Source organism: Arundinibacter roseus (genome assembly GCF_004348825.1).
Lineage (GTDB): Bacteria > Bacteroidota > Bacteroidia > Cytophagales > Spirosomataceae > Arundinibacter > Arundinibacter roseus.
In genome coordinates, this window is the sequence record NZ_SMJU01000010.1 from 1 (window position 1) to 23,691 (window position 23,691).

Sequence of the window (23,691 nt, forward strand, 5' to 3'; positions counted from 1 at the left end):
ACCGGAAACGAAACGGCAGTAGAATCAACAATAGCCCCGAAAAAAAGTACTACGGATTTTAATTTTTAACTACTAGCTATGAAAAAAATGTTGTGGGGGCTACTGCTCCTGTTGGGCCCTGTGGCCGGTCATTCTCAAACCACGCTGACTTTCCCCAAGGGTAAAATTGCCAGTCAGGACTGGGTGAAAACTTATGTGGATTCTGTCCTGAATCGTCCGGGCTTACCGCCTACTATTCCCGTAACGCCTCCGGTGATCACGGATCCTGACTTGCTGCCCTGTGAAGCCGGTCCCGAAATCAGAAGCATTTTTGAAATCAGTCAAACCACGGCACGGATCCAGTTTCACGGAAAGAATGTGTTCGGCCTGAATTTTCAGATTAGCAAGGCGGGCCAGCTCGTCCGCTCCGGACAGATCAAGCCCAGCTCGAGCGTAATTCAGGTTCAGTACTCCCGACTTGAACCGGGGATTTACACCCTTACCCTATCGGGCAGTACCTGCACAGGTTCAGATCAAAAAGATTTTTTGATTCCCGCAAAAGAAACCGGCGTAGTGATTCCTGACAGAGTGGTTCCACCGGTCTCTGCGGAGCGTGGAACCTACGAATTATTCATGAACCTCACCGGCTTTGGCTACGAGCCTTCTGCCCAGAATGGTCTTCATCACGACTGGCCTGAGCGTATCGACGCCTTTCAGTACGAATGGGGCTATGGCATCACCGGCATCAGGCTCAATATCCGGTGGAATGAGTGGGAACCGACTCAGGGCAATTTTACCAGGCAGGGCTTGCAAAAAGTGATTGCCTATTGCCGCGCGCGCGGGCTAAAACTATCCGTCCTGTTTTGGCCATGGAGAAAAGAAGGCGACAATTTTATTCCGGAAGGTCACTACGTCACCGGTCACAGGGGGAAACAACACGAATTTGAGACAGATAAGCGCATGGGCTCATTGGCTTCCGGGCTGATGAATGCAAAAATTTATACCGCCGTCCGGGAGTTATCCGCTGAACTAAATACTTATGAAGGAGCCTACTACCTAAGCATTGGAACGGCAAGTGCCGAAGAATTCACCAATCCGGTTGTCGGTGAAGGCTATGGCGGTGCCAAAGAAATCACTGGTTTTGAGCCCGTATTTCAGGAAGGATTCCGAAAATTCAGGCAGGCAAAAAATTTGCCCTACGCCCGGCCCTACATCGTGGAATGGGAAAATGGTGCGGCACTGGACATGGGCACGGACCTTGGAAAAGACTTTGCCCGGTTTATATCCCTGACGCTCACCCGGTATTTTGAGAACTTCACCAAAGCTGTGAAGGATGGATCCTCAGGAAAAATTCTTTCGGTGTATTCGTATCCGGACGCCGGATCCCCTCAGAACGCCTGGTACCTGCATGCTAATTTTGCCAGCCAGGCCGCTAGTGCCGATGGAATGTTTGGCACGGATGGAAATGACCGCTGGGATAATTCCCGCAAGCTGCTGGTCAATGCGGTTAATCTGGGTATGGGAAAAATCAGCATGAATGAATTTGATCCCTTTGATCTTTCAAGCGACGGCTACTGCACCGGTATCAATCTGGGACAGCTTGAACGGGAGTTTGAGAAAAGCTACGTGGCCGGCGTTCAGGTCATTCACCTGAGCATGTCCTTCTGTCCGGCTGAAATTCGTGGGATGGAGCCGCACCTGCGCTATTTGTCTGAAAAGTATATCGGTAAACCTTACGTTCGTCCGGACCGGCCCGTAACGGAAGTTTCCATAACTCCTGCCTACTGGCAGGGGAAAGATATTTTTGCCCCCGCCTGGACGGGCACGAATTACCTGCGGCCGGTGGATGATGAATTTTGGGGAGAAGCCCGCAAAGACTGAGCACATGAACACAGCTCGAATAGCCGCCATTCTTCTAACCGTCCTTACTATGGCTTTGAGTATAGCCCTTTACAAAGCGTGCAGGAAAACAACTTCCAAAACCCCGCTTGAACAATCGGCCGACAGCCTGACCCACTATTCCAATAAAGCACGTATTGCACATGATTCCGTCAACTATTATGATCAGAAGTATGCAGCCGCCAGGATTTCTCACGATAGTCTGGCGCAGCTTATTTTTCGTGGCAGTCCTGCTCTGGCTTTCAAACGGGACAGTCTGCGGGCAGTTATCGAAGCCCGTATCCGGGCAGCAGATTCAGGACGCGCTTCTGGACAGCCTGATCCTGTACGAAAGTCTGAAACCCATGCACCGCATTCAAACCAGGGCCAATGAGAACCTTAGAGAAGAAAACCGTAGCCTGCGAAACGAGCTGCGATTTACAAACCTGTTGCGACTGCTGGAAAAACGCGCCTTTGAAGGTGCCCTTGAAAATGAAAAAAAGAAACGAAAATGGATACTATGGCGGGGCAGAGCGGAAGGATTTGCGGCAGGCCTATTGGTCCCCTTTCCTTAACCGCAATTTTTTTATGAAAAACTACCTTGAAAGTATCGCCCTGGCGGGTAAGAATTACTGCATTTTTTTGATCGATAATCCATGGACAACCTTTGCTGCTCTGTTTTTAGGCCTGGGTATTTGGCTGGTGGAATTTGTGGAGATCTACATCTTCGCCGATTTCCGGTATTTAACCTCCCTGTTTTTGATGATTGCCTACGATACCATGGCAGGCATTAAACGGGTGAAGTATCTGCATAACCTAAACCCGGGAGTGAATCCCGCGCCAAATTCAAAAGTATTCAAGGATAAGACGTTCTCAAAAATCACGTACTACCTGATCATGCTTGGCTCCCTGCATGGGCTGGCTCACTTCCAGGTCAAAGATCAGGAGGTGACCGTATTTCATGCATTTGAATATGCTGCGCTGGTGGCCATGATGGTCGCAGAATTTTGGTCGGTGCAGGAAAACTACGCGGCCATTGGCAAAAAGACCATCTTTCTTCTGGCCTGGCAGAAGCTTGCCGAGTACCTACCCAGCGGCACCAAAAAGCCGGAAGTGTAAGAATTTTTCCATGTATCGTATTTTATTTTCCAAAAGTGTATGGAAATTTTCCAAAAGCGAATCTTAAAAAAAGAGAACAGTACCCTTTCCAAATACTGGGTGAATGGTGTTTGGAAAGGCTACATTCTTGAAGACAAGGACCGGGGACTAAAGTCCACCATGACACTGGTTGAACTGCTGAAAATCAAGGTCCATAGTCAAACGGCAATTCCGACCGGACGGTTTGAAGTGAAGCTGCGAACCTCACCGGCCTTCAAAAGAAAATTGCCCTGGCTTCAAAACGTGCCGGCCTTCGAGTACATCTATGCTCACAAGGGAAACTGGATCCGGGACACCCGGGGATGTTTGATTGTAGGTTTGTCCTACGGGCAGGAGGATGGGGAGTACTGCGTACGGGATAGCAAAAAAGCCTTTGACCCGCTGTTTGATGAAATAGTGGCGGCATTGGACAGAAAAGAAAAAGTGTGGTGGGAAATCGTTGAAGCCTATGAAGAAGAGAAAAAACCTGCCGAAATGCTGGTCTGATTGCAACCGGAATCAGATTTTAAAGGCACTGCCAATAGTGCTGACTATCAAAGCCAATGAAGATCCTGCGGCTATCCTGCGCCTGATGGATCATTTGGCAGAAATCCTGAGCGGTATTTCAGAAGTAGGCTCACTCCCCGTGCTGGCCCGGCAGGATCTGTATTCCAGTCTTGTCTGGGCTATTTCCGAGCCGCTTAAACAAAAGCCCTTTGACTATCTAAGGGTCGGACATCGCCGGTACTATTTGCCAGAGCCCAATTATGCCGACAGCTCAACGATTGAAGTAGCCATGGCCAACATTCAGTACCTGGCTTTTAGTAATCCGAAGACTCCAAATCCACAAGCACTCTTTGAATTTTTGGGCACCATCCTGCGCCCACGCCGACTGGGCTGGCGGATCCGGCAATGGCTTCCCTCCTACAACGGTGAGAACCGGGAGGTCTTCAATTCGCTGCGAGCGCAGCAGCGCGCCAAACGATTCAGGAAGCTGAATTTTCAGCACATCATACCGGTACTGCTTTACTGGCAGGAAATGAATAATGCCTTTATCCAGCGTTATGAGAAGCTTTACGAATCGGATGAAAGCACCCGGCAGCTCTTTCAAAATGGAGAAGGCTGGCTTTCAACCATTGAAGATGTGGCCGAAAACCGCGTTCACGGCAATTTTGACGCCGTGTGTGAAACCAATATTCATACCATTTGGCTATATTTATCGCACAAGAAGGTGAAGATGGATGAGAGGTCAAGATTAGAAAAATAAAATCAAATTTAAAAAGTAATTCAATCTTCCAACAATTATAAATTCATTATGAAATTAAAACTCTCCAGAAAATTTAAATCTCTTGAACCATTTGAAATAGAGTGCCCTGATTTAACTATCATTACTGGGATAAATGGTTCTGGGAAAAGTCAATTACTTGAAGGGATCTTAAATAAAGAAATAAAAATATTAGGTTGTGATGAAAAAGATTTTTTACCAATTAAACTATTTAAAAATTATGATTTCACAATGGTCATTGAGGATAAAAATTTTAACTCAGATAATTTACATTTCAGAGCAAAAGATTTATATTCATTATATTCTAGGCATTTGAATATTTATGAATTTTCATATAACTCACCTGATGCAGAAGTTAAGAAAAATTTAATTGAAACATTTCCAGAAAACGAAAAAATAATTGAAATCGCAGATAAGGCCAAAAAAAATATAATTGAATTAACTGAACAAGACTTTATAAATTTTCTTCCATTAAATGCAAATAATGACCTTGAAGATATATTTAATAAAGGATTAAATTATATATTTCAAAAATATTATTATTTTTTAGAACAAAATCATTACGCTGAATTTTTGAGCAATAAAAATACTTCAGATGAAATAAAATTTTTATCTGATGATGATTTCTCACGAATATATGGAGAAAAGCCTTGGGATATAGTAAATAAATTATTATCAAATTCAAGATTAAATCTACAAGTTAATTACCCAAAATATCCAGACAAAATAAGTTCATTTAGTGCCAAATTCGTAAACAAATCAGGAGTCGAAATTAATTCAAATGAACTTTCATCTGGCGAAAAGGTACTTATTTCTTTCTATTTGGCTGTGTTTAACTCCAACCTTGACTTACCGTATCCCAAACTACTTCTTTTAGATGAGCCAGATTCTTCACTTCATCCTGAAATGTCAAAAATTTTCCTAAATTTAATAATTGAAGATATCGTGGCGAGAAAAGGAATTAAAGTAATAATTGCAACTCATTCTGCATCAACGGTTGCTTTTGCTCCTGAAGATTCAATTTTTTCAATTAATAAAGATCTTCGTTCAATTGAAAAAATTTCAAAGAGCAAAGCCTTAAAAAATCTAACTTATGGGGTCCCTTCATTTAGTATAAATTACGAAAATAGAAGGCAAGTATTTGTGGAAAGCGAAAATGATGTCAAATACTTTGAAAAAATTTATGAATGTCTAAGAAAAATATTAGAACCTGAAATTTCACTAGGTTTTATCTCTTCTGGGAATAGTAAAATCAATTCAAACGGGATTGGAATTGCAAATTGTGATCAAGTAAAAAATATAACTAACCTTTTAAGGAGCTATGGGAATAGTCAAATTTGGGGAATAATTGATTCAGACAATAAATTACACAAACCTGAAATCGGTATAGTAATTCTTGGAAAAGGTAAAAGATATAGTATTGAAAATTATATTTTAGATCCTATCTTAATAGCTATTTTTTTACTTAAACAAAACATTGTAACAAACATTGAATTAGGATTACATGAGGTTGATAAATACGGGGAGGTTAAATACTTCGATAGTATAAAATTGCAGAAAATAGCAAATTTTGTAATTGAATCTATTGTACCAATGATTAAATCAAGTGATTCTTCTATATCAACTTGTAAATTAATTAATGGAATGGAAATTGAAATTCCAAATTGGTATTTAAAATATCAAGGGCATGATTTAGAAAAAATAATTAGATCAACATTTGCACCATTAAATGAATTTTGTAAAAACAAAGAAGATGCACTAAAATTACAAATTTTAAATCATATAGTTAATGAATTCCCTCAATTTCTTTCCAGTGATGTATTAGAAACATTTAAGGATGTTCAATCGTTAGATTAAAATAAAACCTTCATTTTTTCTGTCCTACTCCCACTCCTTTCTACTCCCTACGTTTGTAGCCTACCAAATCCCATGGAGGTATGCTACGCAGTGCTGATTTTGAATCCTATATCAATTATTTCAAGCAGTTTGCCCAGCTCAGCCCGGACATAGAGTACTTTCTCTATGGAGGTGTTGAGTTGGGTATACAGTACGCCACCGGAGCGGATGGCTTCAATTACCCTTTTATGTGGCTTGAACAGCCTGAAATTATTTCGGATGACAACGATGCCAGTCAGCTGACCGAGATTTACTACGGCGGCGTGAGTATCATCTTCGCTCCGCCACTTGACAGGCCACAGGAGCAAATTCAGGCTGAGATTGATTCGATCCGGATCATTTACAAACTCCAAAAGCAAATGCGGGCCGACAACCGGTCCAAAGGCTTTGTGCATTGCAACCTAGCCAAAATGCGGAAGTCGGCCGTCGATCGTGCCTGGGCAAATAACCACCATGGGTGGAGACTCGAATTTGAACTTCACCTGAACGCAAATGGATTACTTAGCTAGTATTACGCCCAAAGATCTGGCGCTCTCGAAAAACCCGATCATCATCAATGTGGATCCGGCCAATCCGGCGACCTTTCCCGTTCGGGCCGCCCTTCGCTATTTGCTGGACGTCTACACGCCGAAATTTTTTCAGGCGTCGGAATACGCCCTGCTCACTACGCTCGAAGCCTCGGAAGAACCCCCCAAAAACTTTGCCGATGTGGTTACCTACGCAGGTGCCTACTTTGATCTGGCCGAGCTGCTTCACTCTCAGCTGATGAGCTGCCCGCCAATGTTTGGTCAGCAGGTGATTTCGGTCTGCGATACGCTGACTTCATCTTTTTATACAAAAGCCCGAAGGTTTGAGGGTGAAACGCTGATTGATGAGTCTCTTTTCCCAACCGGCACCGTTTTCAGGGCCGGTATCGGCCCTGCGGACTACGCCGATTTTCAGGCTACCTTTTTCACCCGCTACACCCAGGGGCGGAAATTTCTGACCTATAAACCCAATGGTCTGGGTATCCGACCGGATCAACCTGAATTCCTGACATTCCTGACCAATTTCAGTCCAACCCCAACTGAACTGCATCTTCGGGTTCAGGTACAATTTGAAGATTTTACCCGGCAGACGTTTACAGCCAAAACCTTGTCCGGCATCACAGCCATGACGGCCTATTGCATTCCGGTGGGGGTACAAGCACTTGGAATCATGAATCTGGCCAAACCAGTCCTACGATATGAGGTCTGGCTATCCAATGAAAATGAAGAACGGCTTTCAGAAACCCGGACTTATACCCTGGATACTACGCACCATCGACAGGTCCGTTACATGATTTTTGAAAATAGCTTAGGAGCATTTGACACGATCGCCTTTACCGGCAGCGGCAGTGAAACCCTGATTGTCGCGCGCCAACTCGCCGACCGGTTCACAGGCTTTGACTTTCTGCCCACATCGAGCGAGCAGGTGATCAACCGGGTTACGGGTGAACGGCAGCTGTCAGTAGCCTTTGGCTATCCGGCCCATCAGGCCAAGGCTCAGCGGGAGTGGTGGCAGGAGCTATATTTTTCAGAGCAGTTTTATCTGATCACCGATCGGGAAATGATTCCGCTACTGCCCATGACAGAATCGTATCTGCCGCTGGATGACGCTGAAACCCTTATCAACCGGTCCATTACGTTTCGGTACACCAACGCCGAGCGTTCGTACAGCAAATTGCCGATACTGCCCCCGGTACCGGCCCGGCCAACCTCATGGCGTGGGGATGCCCCGGCGTGTGAAACAAACGCAGTTTCGGGTCTTCGAACCAATCTGAAAAGGTATGGTTTACTGGTGAAATACTACTTGGATACGGGCGAAGATGTAAAGCCTTATACCCAAAAGCCCAACAATCCCGGAACGGAAGGCTACATAGGATCCTGGATCAGTGCCGATTGTGCGCCTGGTTTAACCACATTTCTAAGTGAAGAAATCAGCGGAATGTCTTCCTTTATGAAAGTGGTTTGTCCAGACGGCTACGTAGGTACCCGCTGGCTGATCACAATTCCGGCCGGTGTGTACGGTTCGGAGAGCAGTCAGACAGACGCCAATGCCAGGGCTCAGGCAGCCTGGACAGCATTGGACACGCAAAGCAACGCCAATTTGTACGGAAGCTGCGTGTTGGCAACTCCGATCCCGCTTGGACTCAGGAATGATTGCCCCGGCGATGGAATCGGTTTTACGGGTGCAGCCTATAATCCGATAGCAGCTGTCCGCAACAATGAGGTGGAAGTAATCGCCAATACAGCTTACAGCATCGATGTACGCTACGCGGCTGGTGGTCTCGTAGCAGGCACCTACACGCTGGACATCAAGGCCTCTTTTGCGTCGGCTCCTACCCTGCCCTACAAGATCAGGATCCCGACTAAAAATCTGACCAGTCCGGTCCTGAATGGAAATCAGACGTTTCGTTTTGCCAATGTTCCGGTAGCCTGGGGCGATGATGAACTAATAATAGTAATTGAACCCGCCTGAGCATGATTGCAGATGACTTGAATCAGGAGATCATTGACCTGGCCACGGAAATAACCCGTGATGCCGTAGGCTATTTTGAAAAAGCCATTGAGCGAAGCGGGTTACTATTGACCTCGGAGCTCAGAAATAGCTTTGAGTACCAGATCAACCATCAGGCCGGGCAGCTGGCCGTCTCCGGAGACATCTACTTTAAAGGCTATGGCCGGATGAAGGACATGCGCTCGCTTACGTACCTGAACATGCCGTCAGTCGATGTACTGGAAGAGTATGTGGAAAAGGTAGGGCTGGACAAATTTGCCTTTGTGAACCGGTTTGGGCAACGAAAAATCCCAACCAAGCAATCAGACGCCCGGCATATTGCCTGGGCCATTGCCATGCACAAAAAACGAATCGGCACCGTCCGTAGAAAACGCAACTCTACCTGGTACAATCGTACGAAAGTGGATTTTATGAATGTAATGCGGCGGCGAATGATAGAACGGACGCAGGTACTGGTAATGAAGGCTTTGAAAAAGCAGGCAGAAAGTGAGTAGATGTGTGGAGCTTCTTCCTTAGAATGGTTCTAAATTTCTACAATAGTATCTGTATACAAGGCTGTTGTGTTATCTTGTCACCGTATGAGATTCATTCAAAACGTTGGTCTAGTTGGCTGAAATATAGCTAAGTCATGTAATAGAATCATATTCCATATTATTCAACCAATTTACCTAATCTTTTGCGGTTATACCTCGATTTTGAGGTATAACCGCAATTGAGTTTCGTATATATAGATTTTAGCGGCAAGCATTTCGACCGTGCTACACGTATAAACTGATAGACAAAAAAGACAAACAACCAGTGGGAGTAAAAATTACAAGTTGGGGACATTTCATACCGCAGACAAGTCTGACAAATTCCGAGTTGTCAAAACGTTTTAACGTAACCACTGACTGGATACTTGAACGGACAGGAATTGAAGAACGAAAATATTTTTCAGACGGAGCTACATCTGATATGATTGTAAAAGCTGCTTTAAGTTGCTTACAACAAACCAACCTATCAGCAACTGACATTGACTGCATAATAGTTGCAACCATGACACCTGACCACTACTGTCCATCGACAGCGACTTTTGTTCACCAAAAACTTGGGACAAATAACGCTTGGGGTTTTGATTTAATGGCGGCTTGTAGTGGTTATTTATATGCCTTACAGCTTGCGACTTCACTTATCAATTCCAATAGCTACAAAACAGTATTGGTTTGTGGTGCTGACAAAATGAGTAGTTGCATTGACCCTAGCGACAGGAAAACAGTTCTAGTTCTTGCTGACGGTGCAGGTGTTTCATTACTCCAACAATCTTCAAACGACAACGACATAGTTGACACAATATGCAAGTTAGATAGTTCTCACTCCTCTGACATTACAATGATTGCAAGCGGTAGCAAAGTTCCATCAACTATTGAAAACATTTCACAAGGCAAACACTATTTACGTTTTGAAAGGAAAACGATTTTTGACACAGCAATATCATTAATGCTAAGTGTAGCAGAAGAGGTTTTAAGCAAAAACAGATTAAAATTTGAGGACATTGATTTCATTGTTCCACATCAAGCTAACAAGCGTATAATTGAAACTTTGGCAAAGAAATTTGATTTGCCAATTGAGAAATTTATAATAAATGTTGAACAAATTGGCAACACAAGTGCAGCTACAATACCAATTGCAATTTCCCAAGCATTAGAAGACAAAAAACTAAAAGGCAATGAAAAATTGCTTTTAGTTTCTGTTGGTGCAGGATATACCTATTCAGCAAGTTTAATAAACCTAAACCATGTATGAAAAAAATTGACTTCAAATTACATCAGTCAATCAATGAAGAAATGATTGAAACACGATTTAATTGTTTTAATGAGATATTACACTACTATAAAAACATCGAAAGTTCAAGAGAAACTTACGACAAAAATAGTACTCATCTTGGGTTTTACATTGATGGAAATTTTGCAGGCTATACAAGATTTACAGAATGCCCTAATAATTACATGGCTTTGGAAAAACTATCTGATATCAAACTTTCCAATGATAAAAACACACTAGAAATGGGTAGAACATTTGTTCTTCCAGATTACAGAGAATTTAAGTTACTGAACGTAATTCTCGGCATTGGTTTGAATATATGCAGACAAATCGGTTACAAAAAAGTAATTGGGAATGTTTCATTTGAAAATCACATAAAAATGCCATCGACATTAGGTTTTGAATTCACTAATGAATTAGCAGACTTCAGAATGCAATTTAGTGACAAAGGAAAACACACTTTTTATTTATTAGAGTGTGACTTGGAAAAAACAAATGCAATGAGACAAAGTGAGTTACAAAGACTTCAGAAAATCTTATTAACAAAAGATTATGAGTTTGAAATTTACTAATGAGGGCAGTATGCAAGCCGCTAACATAGGTTTGGCAATATTGCGGTTGAAGTGCTTCTATGAAACATTTGTACAAGGTTCAACATTAGGAATTCTTATAAAATTTTTTGCTAAACATCCGTCACATCTCCAAGCCCAAAAAAGTTCGATCCAATGCATAGAAAACTCACCTCAAAAATATTTATTTGAAATTAATGAATAAACTAATAATTAGAATTTCCTGGATTTTAATAATTTTAGGAGGACTTATATCTTTTATTTTTATTTATTACACAAAGACTGATGGATATGTTTTTTGGGGTAATGAAAAAATAGATTTTGCCACAACAGGACAATTTGGAGATTTTTTAGGTGGCGTAGTTGGAACTGCATTTTCCTTAGCAGGTACTTTTTTAATATACTTGTCTTTTAAAGAACAAACAACTTCCAATAAAAAAGAAGGATTTGAAACTACTTTTTTTGAATTAGTCAATTTACACCGTGAAAATGTAAATCAGATTAATTATACCAAGTATGACAATGGAACATTAAGAAAAGCTGAACACAGGAAGGTTTTTAGGCTAATATTTCAAGAATTCTTAGAGTGTTTTAAAGAAGTTAAGAAATTTTCAAATTCAAAAAATATTGAAGATTATATTAAACCGAAATACAATTTAACTCTTAAAGAAATAATTAAAAAAAACAACCTGAAATGCGATTTAATTGAAATTGCATTAATTGACATTGCATATTCAATTGTATTTTTTGGAGTTGGAGAAGATGGTGAAATAATACTTAAAGACAGATTTAAAAGAAAGTACAATTCGTTATTTTTCTATCAACTATTAAAGTATATTAAGCTGAAACCAAAAAAAGAAAATGAAAAAAGATATGAAATTTGGGAAAATTTGTTGAAGTTAAATTTTAAAGAATATAAATCTGTTAATTTGGAATATTATAAATATAGACAACATAATACAATTGAAACTTTATCTGAAGAAGCCAAAAAGTTAATATATAAAACAGAATTCAATAAATATTACGGTGGACATCAACATAGACTTGGACATTATTTCAGGCACTTATTCCAATGCTATAAATATCTAAATTATGATAGTGATTTAACTGAAAATGAGAAATACTTCTATGGAAAGACTTTAAGAGCTCAATTATCAACTTATGAACAAGCACTCATTTTCATTAACAGCATTTCCTCATTAGGACAAAAATGGGAACTTACACCTGAAATTGATTTATTAAAAAAGCATTCTGATATTGCAAATAGTAAGCTAATCACGAAATATAATATTATTAAGAATTTACCAGGACACCATTTACTTGGAATAAGATATAAAAGTTATTATCCAGAAGTTAAATATGAAACAGAAGAATAGTACAAATAAAAGCACTGACAACAAACAAGGGTTTAAACGTAAGGCAGGCAGAAGTACTAAATCCAATCTTGGTGCATCTAATGAAGTTTTATGCTGAAAATCTTGCCTTCGCTAAGAGATTAAACATAAGCTGATAAATTTTCTGAACAACAGGACCAAAAATTTTGAATATTTTTTATGAATTTAAAGGAACTAAAAGAACAAATTTCCACAACTATTCAAAATTTAAAAGACCATGGAAAATTTCCAAAAGAAAATAATCTATATGATTATAAAATGGAACTAAATTTTTATGGATTGACAGAATGTGTGGAAGTTTTTATGAGGAATTTTGCAAAAGATATTTTATCTTTTGCAAACTCAAATGGTGGAATAATTTTACTCGGAATAAAAGAAGATAAAAGGACTGGAACTTTGGAAGATATTGGATTAGATGTAAACAATATTGAACTTCTTAACCAAATAGATTTGAGTTTAGTTTCCCAGAAATTCAACAAGGTTGCTAAAGTCGGGGTAGATTTAGATTTGCAATCATTTCAAATAGGGACAAGAAATTTTTTTTACCTTTTAATTGAAAAACAAAATCAAATAATAATCCCAATTAATGATTATAAAGATTATAATATAAAGAAAGGAGAAATAATTTACAGAGTTTCTGGAAATAATGAAATTGCAAACTCAACTACTCAAGATTTCAATAAATTCATACAAATCAAAGCAAACGAAAAAAACAAGGAGTTTATGGAAATATGGTCGAAACTTCTACCAGAAATGTTTGATATAAACCCAAGAGAAGTTTTAATTCTTAATCCAAAGAATAATACTGTTTACGGATATAACTCAAAAGAAAATTTGCTTTCAAGTAGCGAAATTGAAATTGATCAAACGGAGAACGGCATATTTAACATAATTCTTAATGCAATTTCTGCGGGTGATATTGGGAAGATTTCAAATGACGAAGGCAAGCCAATTTATAAAATCGTAGGAGAGTTAAGGAGCAAAACACCAAGAGACTTTATATATTTTTCTTCTTTATTGGACAAAATAAAGGCCAAATCAAATTACAATATATCTTCAATTCAATTAAAATGTGTATTTAAATATTTTAATTGGATTGCAGATGAGAAACTTCCAATTGAAAATCCCGACGAAACTCAAATAAACAATGAATTTAATCAGCTTATTTGGGTTGAAGTACTTGATAAGACTCATAAAATTGTTTTTTCTAAAAATGCAATTAATCCAATTATTGAAGCTATAAATGACAATAAAAAGCATAATTCGATTTTTGGAAAATCATTAGGAATCAAAACAGTGAAATCAAAATCAAAGACCAAATAATATGTCAGCTTACAAGAATTTTGTGTTAGAAGGGTTGAAGTTCAAAATTCAAGTTTTGAACCTCTATTAAAATTTGTATATCCGCTTATCCTTTGGGCTATAAAATCCAGCCTGAACGAAAAGCACGAGAACGTAAGTAGTTGTTTCAAAACTACAATTTGAACAACTCCTAACACCAATCAAAGTTCAATAATAACTTTGAATACCATTTTCACTTTCAGACCGGACAGCATGCCGACTCCAGAGACATCTATAATGATGGCAATGTTTGGCCGAAGCACATGTTTTACCTTGCCTGAATATACCTTCCTGCGATGTATCGGAGGATTATGAGGATAAGTTGGATTGGATAGATTTGCATTTGCAATCCGGTGTAGGCATTGGAAGATCTCGACCAAACTATTAGACGCCTGGTAAATTACCTGGGTCATTGGCATGCACAAAAAGCGAATCGGCACCATCTGGAGAAAACCGAACTCTACCTAGTACAACCGTACGAAAGTGGATTTTATGTATATGATGCAGCGGTAGATGATGGAACTGTCGCAGGTGTTGGTACTGAGGGCTTTGAAGGTGAAGGCGGAAGGTGAATATAAGTAAGCATTATTCTTCTTAGACAATTTCTAAATTGTCACAATGGCATCAGGATATAAGACTATTGTGTTATCTTGTAACTGTGTAAGAACCAATCAAAACTTAAACTGTATTTGGCAAAATTTGTGTAAAAAATGCAATGGTTTCATACCGTAATATTACGTTCCAACCCTAAATGATAGAGGTTATTCCTCAAACTTGATGTGTAACCGTAAACGAGTTTCGTATAAATGGATGTTACATTCAACCTCCTGACGACAACAACAATGACAACTAAAAAATTAAACAATGAAATTAAACGACATTTTAGGACTTGGGAAAGTATTACCTATTGACAAACTAATTGACATTGTCTCAAATTCGTTTGGAAAAATATCAAAATCATATTTCGACAAAAAGGATGTCGACACCAAAGCATACGAAATTGAAAAGCTTGCAGAAGCAAGAGCAAAAGAAATGAAAATAATAGCGACTGCAATAAAGGCGAATTTTCAGTTGACAGGCGGTATTGAGTATAAAGAAGAAAAACTCGAAATTAGTTCGCAAAAAGTATTGCCAATCGAACATCAACAAACTATTTTAGTTAATCCTCAGCTTGAGGATAGAACTTCTGAAAGGGTAAACTTTCAAGAAGCAAAAAAGCAACTTAACATTGAAAACGTGACAACATATGCTGCTGAAGAGCTAAAGAACGAACAACCTGTAACAGATGAGCCTGTAGACGAAGATTGGAGTACAAGGTTTTTTCGAATTGTTGAAGACGTTTCAAATGAAGAAATGCAAGCATTATGGGGTAAAATACTGGCAGGAGAAATTAAACAACCAAAATCCTATTCATTACGAACTCTTGAACTGATTCGAAATTTATCAAAAAATGAAGCTGATATTTTTATGAAAGTAGCTAATTTTGCAGTTAAATGTGGAAATGAAAATTACATATTTAAAGGTAAAGATAGTAAACTTCTAAAAGAAAAATATAATATTTCATATAGAGATACCGCTTTATTAACTGAGATAGGCATTTTACAACCTGGGAGTTTTGTAAATTATCAATTATTCCAACATCCTGCAAATAGTCAGCACATTTTTACTTCTGGAAATATTGTTATTATTGCAAAAATCAAAGCTAATACTCCTACAATAAAAATGCCTGTAAATGTTTTTAGTAATGCAGGTAATGAACTTTTAAAACTGATTAATTCAAATCCGCCAATGGACTATTTAACTTCAATTGCAAATTCAATAAAAAATGAAAATACGGATGTGAAGTATGCTTATATTTTAGCATTTGAAGGAGACGGCATAACACATACCCAACCATTACAAGATTTTTAATAATTAACAGATAAAGGTCTGCAGGGAGCATCGGTTTAGCAATATGGCAGCAAAAGTATTACCATAAAACATTTATCCTATGTTCAATAGCAGTAATTCTATTGAACTTTTGTGCTAAATATACCCCACATCACTAGGTCGAAAATCGACCAATAGGCGCATTTATAAAAATACACAATGGAGACATTTGGAGATAAATTATATAGACGAGTTATTGTAGCAAAAAACAATCTCTTTCTGCAAGGAGAAATTGCTCAATTGACATATCAATCCTTTCACAGGTACGTTCAATTAATAAATGAAACAGAAGAAACAGAGATAGAAATTACCTATCCAATTGGTTACAGTCCAGACAACACTCCTATTCACACTACTGTAAACTATTCAAAAGAACACTTAATTGATCGATACCAATTTCTTGGGCTCAATCAGTTGCCAATTAATGGACTTTATCAATTGGTGACTACAATTGAAGCATTATTAGGTGATATACTAAGAAATACATTAGTTGAGTTCCCAGTTAAGATTTCCAATAAACGTAAGTTGGACTTTGAATTGGTACTTGAAGCAAAATCGCTTGACGAGATAAAAACAGCACTTGTTAACTCGATTATTAATGAACTATCTTATAAATCCCCAAAGGATTTTGCAGAAGAATTTACAAAATACGTAGGAATTAATCTTTTAGAAAAACCGACTTTTCATAAATATATTGAACTGAAAGCTACAAGAGACATTTACATTCATAATCAAGGTGTAGCTAATGAAATTTATTTATCAAAGGCAGACTCTTTCGCAAGAGTAAAATCAGGACAATATTTACCAGTAGATATTCAGTATTTTTTACAATCATACGAATGTTGTTTACAGATCACAGAAATACTAGAAGATACATTAAATAAAATTTGGCCAAGCTTAGAATACAATAAAAACAAAACACAGAATTTAGAAGTCCAAAAATCAACTGCAATTGAACAAGCAATTGAACGGGTAGAACTTATCGAAAACCAAGAAGAACCTAAATTGAACAAAAAAAGAAAGTAGGGCAGGTGATTCAAAAGAAAAAATAACTTTACCTAACCGGCCTTTGGCGGCATTAGTAGTTTCGTGATTATGGGAATATTCTACATTGGATCAACATTTGGAATGCTTTGACACATTTGCACTAAGAAACCGCCGTCAGCTCCAAGTGCCAAAACGTTAGTAACAATACTGAAACAGCATATGGTAAATAACCTGAACTCAGGATTAACTTTGAATATCAGGTAAATTATCAAGCCGGGCATTTAGCCGTCACCATGGTCATATACTTTAAAGGCTGCCGGATGAAAGATATTTGCTCCCTATTACAAATGGTAATGATCATTTCAATTAGATAGTCAAGCAAAGGTTCATCTCGGTAACATTTGGGCTGGATAAGAATTCCGATATTACTGCTCTTCTAAAAACAGTATCGACGGAGCCTACACCTGGTTGAGGTTTAAAGAGCTGATATAAGGATTGTGAGAAAAGTAATATGTAAATCCAATTAAATTTCAACTTAAATCAAATTTAAAATGACCATTATTCAGTTCAAAAAGATTACTCTTTTCAGCTTGTTACTATTTGCTTACTCAATTACAGGCGCAACGGCGCAAACAGTCAATGATGTTCCTATTTCTGAAATTAATGTCGAGTACATTCAGATTGTAGGCACATCCAGACTATTTAGTAACAAGGCTACAATTGAAATTGATTTTGGGCAGCGCAATAAGGCATTAGTTCTTAAGGATACGCAGGTTAGAGACTCCGATAATAAATTGGTCGAATTTAACTCAATGATTGATGCACTTAATTTTATGAGCGCTAACGGGTATGAGTTTGTACAGGCCTTTGCGATTACCGTAAATAATCAAAATGTTTATCATTATTTGATGAAGAAAAAGAAGGCATAGTTTCGGTCCATAAAGCCATACCTTTCTGAACCCTGCCCACCGGCAGGGTTCTTTGTTTCTGTGGCCTGCCAAAGTAGGGTTCAAAAAGTAGGTTCAGTTCAAAAAGAAAAGTTAACTTTATGAACCCTACTAAATGACACTACTCATGAACCAAATCTTTGGATACGCACGCGTATCCACGGCAGACCAAAACACAGACACACAAATTGAAGCCCTCCAAAATTTCGGCTGCCATCGCATCTTTCAGGAAAAAATTTCCGGACTCGCCACCCAGCGCCCCGCCCTGGACGAAATGCTTTCCCTGCTCCGCGAAGGTGATACCGTTGTAGTCTCCCGTTTTTCCCGCCTCGGGAGAAGTCGGGATCACCTCATAAATCTGATTGGTGAGTTTGCCCAGCGAGGCATAATTTTCAAAGCCCTTGATTTGGGCATAGATTCCAGCACCGCAGCAGGCAAATTGGTCATAGGCATCTTTGCCGCCCTGGCAGAATATGATCGGGAGATGATTCTTGAAAAGACCCGCGCCGGCCAAATACTGGCCAAGGCAAAAGGCAAGCACATTGGCCGGCCATCCGGAGCAAATCAAGAGAACTACATCAAAGTAAAGAAAGCCATCGACAAAGGTCTGTCCGTATCCGAAATCGTACAGCTGACCGGCATCAGCATTTCCAGCGTAAAACGATACCGAAAAGAAATTTCCAGACCCTAAGTTTTTGAATTTTTCTGTATCATGAAGCTGTTTGGAGCTGTATCGTATTTTGCAGTTACTTATTCCTAATCTGGTGGGCGCAGCTACTCACCAAATGTAATGGCCGAAAGAATTAAGGTATGGGTTTACCTAAAAATTAAGGTAAAATCGTACGTTGTTTTAGATCCAATCTTAACAGGACAGCAAGTTGAGCCTGTATTCATATCTCTTTGATTATAGGTATAATCCTTGTACTTATTAGAAAAGGCAAGACTATGATTAAAAGAAATACCCACTGAGACACGTTTATACTCTTTAGGTACATCAACAACAAGTTCAAAATTGCCATCGGCGTCTGTATAAGTAACATCACCTATTGGAATTCCACCTCGAATAAATCCGATAGATGTCATAAATACCCTTGCACTATCAACTGGCTCTTCTGCCTCATTGATAACGCGACCCGTAACGGTAGTGACGCGCTTTCCGGGACCACCAAGTTGGCACTCAGTAAGGCCTAGTATCATCATTGACATCAACAGCAAGTTTACTTTGTTACTCCAATTCATTCGTCTTTTCATCAATGCTTTCATAGTTGATTTGATTGGCGGGTAGGAAAGTTTCTTGTAGCTAATTGATCTTTCTCGGCTAAGCTCCTGTAACCGGGAACACGTTTCTTCCAAATTATTTATTGATCAGTAGAAAGTCGTAATGAGTCTTTGAGCCGATCGCGGCCGAACAACAACTGTTTGTTTGCTGGCTATTTTCAAAAACTTTCATACCGGAATAATTTTCTGTGAATTTAGGATTTTGATCATAAGGAATGCCTACTGTTACAGCGCCATACCCCTTTGGCACATCAAGAGTGAAGGAATAATTACCGTCTTGATCCGAGAACGTTTCTGCCAAAGTAATTCCAGCTTTTGAAAAACCAGAGGAACCTAGAAAAATCAAAATACTATCTACCGGTTGTTTTGCTTCATCAATTACCCTACCATACACCGTAGTAACTCTGCGTAACCTAATTTCGCAACTGGTGGAAAAGGTCGATAGTATAATCAGTAAAATATAGAAAATAAGCGATAAGCCCTGGGTCTGTTTCAATTTCATACTGGGTGGATTTTAGAAACTTTGTAAATGTAAAAAATTGGTAACTTAGAAAGGCAACCTTATCAAAAATTTGGCACCAGATTTTTCTCATTCCTGAGCTCAGTTTTTCTGTCCTTCCCTCCCCCGTTTCCTACATTGATATTCGTACACTACCTAGTGTACGATAGCCATGAATTTAGAGGAAGTAGCCCGCCTGAGGCTCGAAATCCTGGGTGACGAAGCCCAAAAGACCGTTCAGAACCTGGAATCAGGCCTTAAAGATGTTAACTCCGAGCTCCGTCTTATGGAGCTAAATGGGGAAAAGGGCTCTGAGGCCTGGAAAGAACTCAAAAAGGTTCAGGCGGATGTGAAGGATGAAATTAAAGACCTCACCAAAGCTCTTGACATCAATGATGCCTCCTGGCGGGAGCTTTCCAGCCTTAGTAAACAGCTTGGGCGAGATCTTGCCAACCTGAAAATCGGCTCGGAAGAATGGGTCGATAAGCTCAAAGAGATTGCCCAGGTTGAAGACCGCATGAAAGACGTGCGGACTGAAATGCGGAAGATCAAGGACGAAGGGGAAGACCAAAAAGGCTTCTGGGACACTTTCAAAGGCACCTTTTTTGGAGCCTTTGCCGCAGACATACTCATGCAGGCAGGGCAAGCTATCTGGGATTTTGGTAAAAAAGCCATTCAAACTGCCGCCGAATACTCCGACTCTTTTGCGGATATTCAAAAAACCACCGGTCAAACCAACGCCGAAGTTCGTGAGCTCAACCAGCAGCTTCAAGGCATCAATACCCGAACCGCTCAGCTCGACCTTTTGAATATTGCTCAGGTAGGTGGGCAAATCGGCATTGCGAAAGAAGAAATGTTTGGCTTCGTCGATGCGATCGACAAAGCGGTGGTTGCCCTGGGTGATGAATTCAGCGGGGGTGCTGAGCAGGTAGCCAAAGAAATGGGTGTGCTGGCTAACCTGTTCAAAGAAACCAAAGATTTGGAAGCCGGCGAAGCGATTCTCCGGATCGGCTCCGCAGTCAACGAACTTGGCGCGGCCGGCCTGGCCACCGGTCCCTATTTATCAGATTTCACCGCCCGCCTTGGAGCATTAGGTGATTTAGCTCCGAAAGTTACTGAGTCACTTGCCTTCGGTTCCATCTTCGAGGAGCTGGGCTTAACCTCCGAAATCGCCGCGTCCGGATTAACCAAGGTGCTGACCGTTGGAGCTACCGAATCGGAGAAATTTGCCCGGGGCATGAACCTGGCCAAAAGTGAGGTAGAAAACCTGATCAATACCAATCCAAACGAATTTATCCTGAAACTTGCCGAAAGCTTTGAGGGGCTTTCGACCACCGAGGTAGCCGCCAAGATGAAAGATCTTGGGCTGAACTCTCAGGAAGCTATCAAAGTGATGGGCGTTCTGGCTGAAAACACGGATCTGGTCCGGGAAAAGCAAGAGCTTTCAAGTAAAGCCTTTCAGGAAGCTACGTCCCTTACCGATGAATTCAACATCAAAAATGATACGCTGGCGGCTAAACTTGATAAAGCGGACAAGGCTATTGAAGAAATTAGCTTTGGTCTTGGCGATGGGCTCTCCCCCATTGTAGGCCGGATAGTCGATGGGTTCATGGGTTTTCTAACCGTCATGGAAGACGTCATACTTGGTACCATTCCGATTCTGGATGTATTCGTCAGCCTTGGTGAAGTACTTTTCAGTACGGTTGGCTCCATTTTTCAGACTGTTGGCGCATTTCTGGGTTTGAAATCAGAAGGCATGAGTACCATTTCCGTCATGGAAGGCCTGGCCATTGTCTTTAAACTAATCGGTACCGTACTTGGCGGCGGACTAGCCATAATTCAAGCTGTCATGGATGGATTGCGTGGATTGGCAAGCATGGATTTCACCGACCTGACCACCAATCTGGAAGCTAATTTTAAGCGCATAGGTTCAATGTGGGAAACCAGCCAGAAAGACATCGAAAAATCTTCAGAAAAGACTCAGACAACCATCACCAAAAATTCAACCAAGGCAGAAACGGATATTACCAAAGGGGTAATCAAAGAAGTTGATACCAGGGCAGCCTATTCCTCCAATGCTTCCAAAAAAACTGCCGATGATCGTGTAAAGGCCAATGAGGATGCCTTGAAAAACATTGCCAAACTGGAAGTAACGGCTATTGCTGATGATTTGAAAAGGAATATAGCCAATGAAAATGCCAAGTACGCCGAAGAGAAAAAGCGTATCGAGAAGTCAAAGGCGGACGCCGGACTGAAAGCCAAGTGGCTGGAAGCCCTTGAAAAAGAGCATACCGCTAAAATTGAGAAAATCAATGGCGATTTTCGGACAAAGAAAGAAAAGGCTGATCAGCAAACGGCTCAGAAGATTGACGCCATGGAAGCCAAATATCAGGCCGATGATCTGAAAAGAAAGATTGCCTCCATCGAAGCTTCGGCCAAAAAAGATCTGGAAGAAGCCCAAAAGCTGGTGAAGGATAAGGATCAGCTGGCCAAACTGGAAGTTGCCATCAATACAAAAAAAGAACAGGATATTGCCGCTACCCGCGACAAGTTCCGGAAGGAAACGGAAGTTAAAGAAAAAGCGGCCCGTGATCTTAAACTGAAAGAGGAAAAATCGCTCTTTGATTCAGAATTTAAAGCTTTTCAGGCCAAGACCGAAGCACAGCTGGCCAATACCCAGGAAGGATCCAACGCTCAATTACAGGTCAAGATCAACTCCCTGACGCAGGAGTACGAGTATCGAAAGCGGAAGCTTTTGATGGAAGCTGCGGACGAAAAGGCTCGTCTGGCTGAAAGTATCAAGGATTCGGATGCCAGGGCAGCGGCTATCAAGAATATTGATGATCGGCTGACTTCGCAGCTAAAAACCAATGATGCCAATCTGCAGGCAGAAAAGACCAGGCTCCTGGCTGAACAGCACCAGAACCGGCTAACCAATACCACGCAGTTCTTTACTGCTCTGGAAGGTTTGGCCAAAGGGGACTTTAATTCTTTTACAAATTTTCTGTTACAAAAGGTCTCGAACGAACAGGCTGCCAACCAAACCAGGCTGAGAGACTTTGCCACAAAAGGAGCTGAAACGCTGGAAATAGCCGGCCAGGTGGTGCAGGGTATGCAGCAGCTGAACCAAGCATTTCTTGAATCGCAGCTGAGAAAGATTGAGCGTGAAAAAAACTCTCAACTGGCCAGCTGGGAGGAGCAGTACAAATCGGGCAAAATTTCCAAAATCGAATACCAGGTAGGCGTTGACCGGATCAATGCTCAGGCAGCTGAAAAAGAACGAGCCGAGAAGCTGAAAGCCTGGAAACGCGATCAGGCGATGCAAATCGGGATGGCCATTATTAATGCGGCAGCGGCAGCATTGAAATCTCTGGCTACCATGGGCTGGCCATTGGGGCTTATCGGCGTAGCCGCTTCGGCCGTGACTGCTGGGATCCAGATTGCCATGATCAAAAAACAACAGCCTCCCAGTTTTGCGGAAGGTGGTACGCTTCCTGGGAAAAAATATGTTCGTAACGCCGGTGTTCCGGAAGGTCCGGGACATGGATCCAGTTACGGAAAATCGGGTATTGCTTTGATCAGACGCGATACCCAGCAGGAAGTAGGTGAAATGGAAGGGGATGAACCAATTATGATCCTTTCCCGAAATACCTATAAGAACAACCGAGGGACAATTGACAAATTACTGCACAGCTCGTTGCACCGCAATGGCGCTCCCATCTTTGCCCGGGATGGAGCATGGCTTGGCGAAGCTCCTATTGAGCCGCTAAGCTATGGTCAGAGCTACCTTTTTGGAAGCAAGAAAAAGAAAAAAGCCTATGATGCCCAGATGCAGGCCCAATACGATGCGGATCAGGCCGCCAAGAATGGTACAACTGCCAGTGGATATGAGGACTATGCCTACGAGGAATATAATTATGACGATGGTGGCGCCGGTGGCGATTACGGGGATTATGGAGACTATGGTGGAAGCGCCGACTATGGAGATGCCAGTGCCACCAATGCGACCACGAGCGCCCAAATCAGGGAAAGTCAGCTGATGATGGAGAATATTGCCAAAAACACCGCTCAAACGGTTGGTGCGATCAAGGAGCTGGCCGGCAAAATTGATCAATCCAATTCCCTTTTGAACGACATACGAAACAAGCCAACCGGACCGAGCCTGCATGAAATTCAGGGTGCCGTGGCGTCGGCCACCGCCAATTCTGCTAAATCTGACCTCTAATCGAATTTT

General features: G+C 40.8%; 20 protein-coding genes. 18 read left to right on the plus strand and 2 right to left on the minus strand.

All coding sequences use genetic code 11. The annotated features are described in order from the left end of the window. Nucleotides 1-78: 78 nt before the first annotated feature. From EZE20_RS16105 to EZE20_RS16185, 17 genes are all read left to right on the plus strand, one after another. Complete coding sequence (locus tag EZE20_RS16105; RefSeq protein ID WP_132119530.1) at nt 79-1,860, plus strand: hypothetical protein; 1,782 nt, start codon at nt 79-81, stop codon at nt 1,858-1,860. A gap of 4 nt (nt 1,861-1,864) precedes the next feature. Further along, nucleotides 1,865-2,251: a hypothetical protein gene (locus EZE20_RS16110; protein ID WP_132119532.1), complete on the plus strand. Its 387-nt coding sequence runs from the start codon at nt 1,865-1,867 to the stop codon at nt 2,249-2,251. After that, nucleotides 2,248-2,976: a hypothetical protein gene (locus EZE20_RS16115; protein ID WP_132119534.1), complete on the plus strand. Its 729-nt coding sequence runs from the start codon at nt 2,248-2,250 to the stop codon at nt 2,974-2,976. Before EZE20_RS16110 ends, EZE20_RS16115 begins: the two co-directional genes overlap by 4 nt. Nucleotides 2,977-3,015: 39 nt before the next feature. After that, nucleotides 3,016-3,501: a DUF5675 family protein gene (locus tag EZE20_RS16120; RefSeq protein ID WP_132119536.1), complete on the plus strand. Its 486-nt coding sequence runs from the start codon at nt 3,016-3,018 to the stop codon at nt 3,499-3,501. Continuing rightward, nucleotides 3,464-4,261 carry a hypothetical protein gene (locus EZE20_RS16125; protein WP_132119538.1) on the plus strand — a complete coding sequence of 266 codons (798 nt, stop codon included), beginning with the start codon at nt 3,464-3,466 and terminating at the stop codon, nt 4,259-4,261. The genes EZE20_RS16120 and EZE20_RS16125 overlap by 38 nt, the downstream gene beginning before the upstream one ends. Before the next feature lie 48 nt (nt 4,262-4,309). Further along, complete coding sequence (locus EZE20_RS16130; RefSeq protein WP_132119540.1) at nt 4,310-6,136, plus strand: ATP-binding protein; 1,827 nt, start codon at nt 4,310-4,312, stop codon at nt 6,134-6,136. Nucleotides 6,137-6,216: 80 nt separating this feature from the next. Beyond that, nucleotides 6,217-6,684 (plus strand): hypothetical protein, encoded by a 468-nt coding sequence (locus tag EZE20_RS16135; RefSeq protein ID WP_132117829.1) that lies wholly within the window; start codon nt 6,217-6,219, stop codon nt 6,682-6,684. Then, nucleotides 6,668-8,674, plus strand: a complete 2,007-nt coding sequence (locus tag EZE20_RS16140; RefSeq protein WP_132119542.1) for a DUF5977 domain-containing protein — start codon at nt 6,668-6,670, stop codon at nt 8,672-8,674. The genes EZE20_RS16135 and EZE20_RS16140 overlap by 17 nt, the downstream gene beginning before the upstream one ends. A gap of 2 nt (nt 8,675-8,676) precedes the next feature. Continuing rightward, nucleotides 8,677-9,207, plus strand: coding sequence for a hypothetical protein (locus tag EZE20_RS16145; protein WP_132119544.1), 531 nt, complete (start codon nt 8,677-8,679; stop codon nt 9,205-9,207). A gap of 304 nt (nt 9,208-9,511) precedes the next feature. Further along, a complete protein-coding gene (locus EZE20_RS16150; protein ID WP_165933495.1) occupies nt 9,512-10,495 on the plus strand; it encodes a 3-oxoacyl-ACP synthase III family protein in 984 nt (327 codons plus the stop codon). Further along, nucleotides 10,492-11,085, plus strand: a complete 594-nt coding sequence (locus tag EZE20_RS16155) for a GNAT family N-acetyltransferase (RefSeq protein WP_132119548.1) — start codon at nt 10,492-10,494, stop codon at nt 11,083-11,085. The genes EZE20_RS16150 and EZE20_RS16155 overlap by 4 nt, the downstream gene beginning before the upstream one ends. 194 nt (nt 11,086-11,279) lie before the next feature. Beyond that, a complete protein-coding gene (locus tag EZE20_RS16160; protein ID WP_132119550.1) occupies nt 11,280-12,458 on the plus strand; it encodes a putative phage abortive infection protein in 1,179 nt (392 codons plus the stop codon). A gap of 177 nt (nt 12,459-12,635) precedes the next feature. Then, complete coding sequence (locus EZE20_RS16165; protein WP_132119552.1) at nt 12,636-13,799, plus strand: ATP-binding protein; 1,164 nt, start codon at nt 12,636-12,638, stop codon at nt 13,797-13,799. Between the two features lie 882 nt (nt 13,800-14,681). Next, nucleotides 14,682-15,728, plus strand: a complete 1,047-nt coding sequence (locus tag EZE20_RS16170) for a DUF2806 domain-containing protein (RefSeq protein ID WP_132119554.1) — start codon at nt 14,682-14,684, stop codon at nt 15,726-15,728. 177 nt (nt 15,729-15,905) lie between these two features. Next, nucleotides 15,906-16,772, plus strand: coding sequence for a hypothetical protein (locus tag EZE20_RS16175; protein ID WP_132119556.1), 867 nt, complete (start codon nt 15,906-15,908; stop codon nt 16,770-16,772). A gap of 512 nt (nt 16,773-17,284) precedes the next feature. After that, nucleotides 17,285-17,662 carry a hypothetical protein gene (locus tag EZE20_RS16180; RefSeq protein WP_199879910.1) on the plus strand — a complete coding sequence of 126 codons (378 nt, stop codon included), beginning with the start codon at nt 17,285-17,287 and terminating at the stop codon, nt 17,660-17,662. A 145-nt stretch (nt 17,663-17,807) separates the two neighbouring features. Further along, a complete protein-coding gene (locus EZE20_RS16185; protein ID WP_132119558.1) occupies nt 17,808-18,371 on the plus strand; it encodes a recombinase family protein in 564 nt (187 codons plus the stop codon). Nucleotides 18,372-18,496: 125 nt separating this feature from the next. Here the strand turns inward: EZE20_RS16185 and EZE20_RS16190 are convergent, their stop codons facing one another. Beyond that, nucleotides 18,497-18,943 carry a peptidase associated/transthyretin-like domain-containing protein gene (locus EZE20_RS16190; RefSeq protein ID WP_132119560.1) on the minus strand — a complete coding sequence of 149 codons (447 nt, stop codon included), beginning with the start codon at nt 18,941-18,943 and terminating at the stop codon, nt 18,497-18,499. Between the two features lie 91 nt (nt 18,944-19,034). Continuing rightward, nucleotides 19,035-19,460 carry a hypothetical protein gene (locus EZE20_RS16195; protein WP_132119562.1) on the minus strand — a complete coding sequence of 142 codons (426 nt, stop codon included), beginning with the start codon at nt 19,458-19,460 and terminating at the stop codon, nt 19,035-19,037. Nucleotides 19,461-19,629: 169 nt separating this feature from the next. Here EZE20_RS16195 and EZE20_RS16200 point away from each other — a divergent pair, with 169 nt between their 5' ends. After that, nucleotides 19,630-23,682, plus strand: coding sequence for a phage tail tape measure protein (locus EZE20_RS16200; RefSeq protein WP_132119564.1), 4,053 nt, complete (start codon nt 19,630-19,632; stop codon nt 23,680-23,682). Nucleotides 23,683-23,691 lie beyond the last annotated feature (9 nt).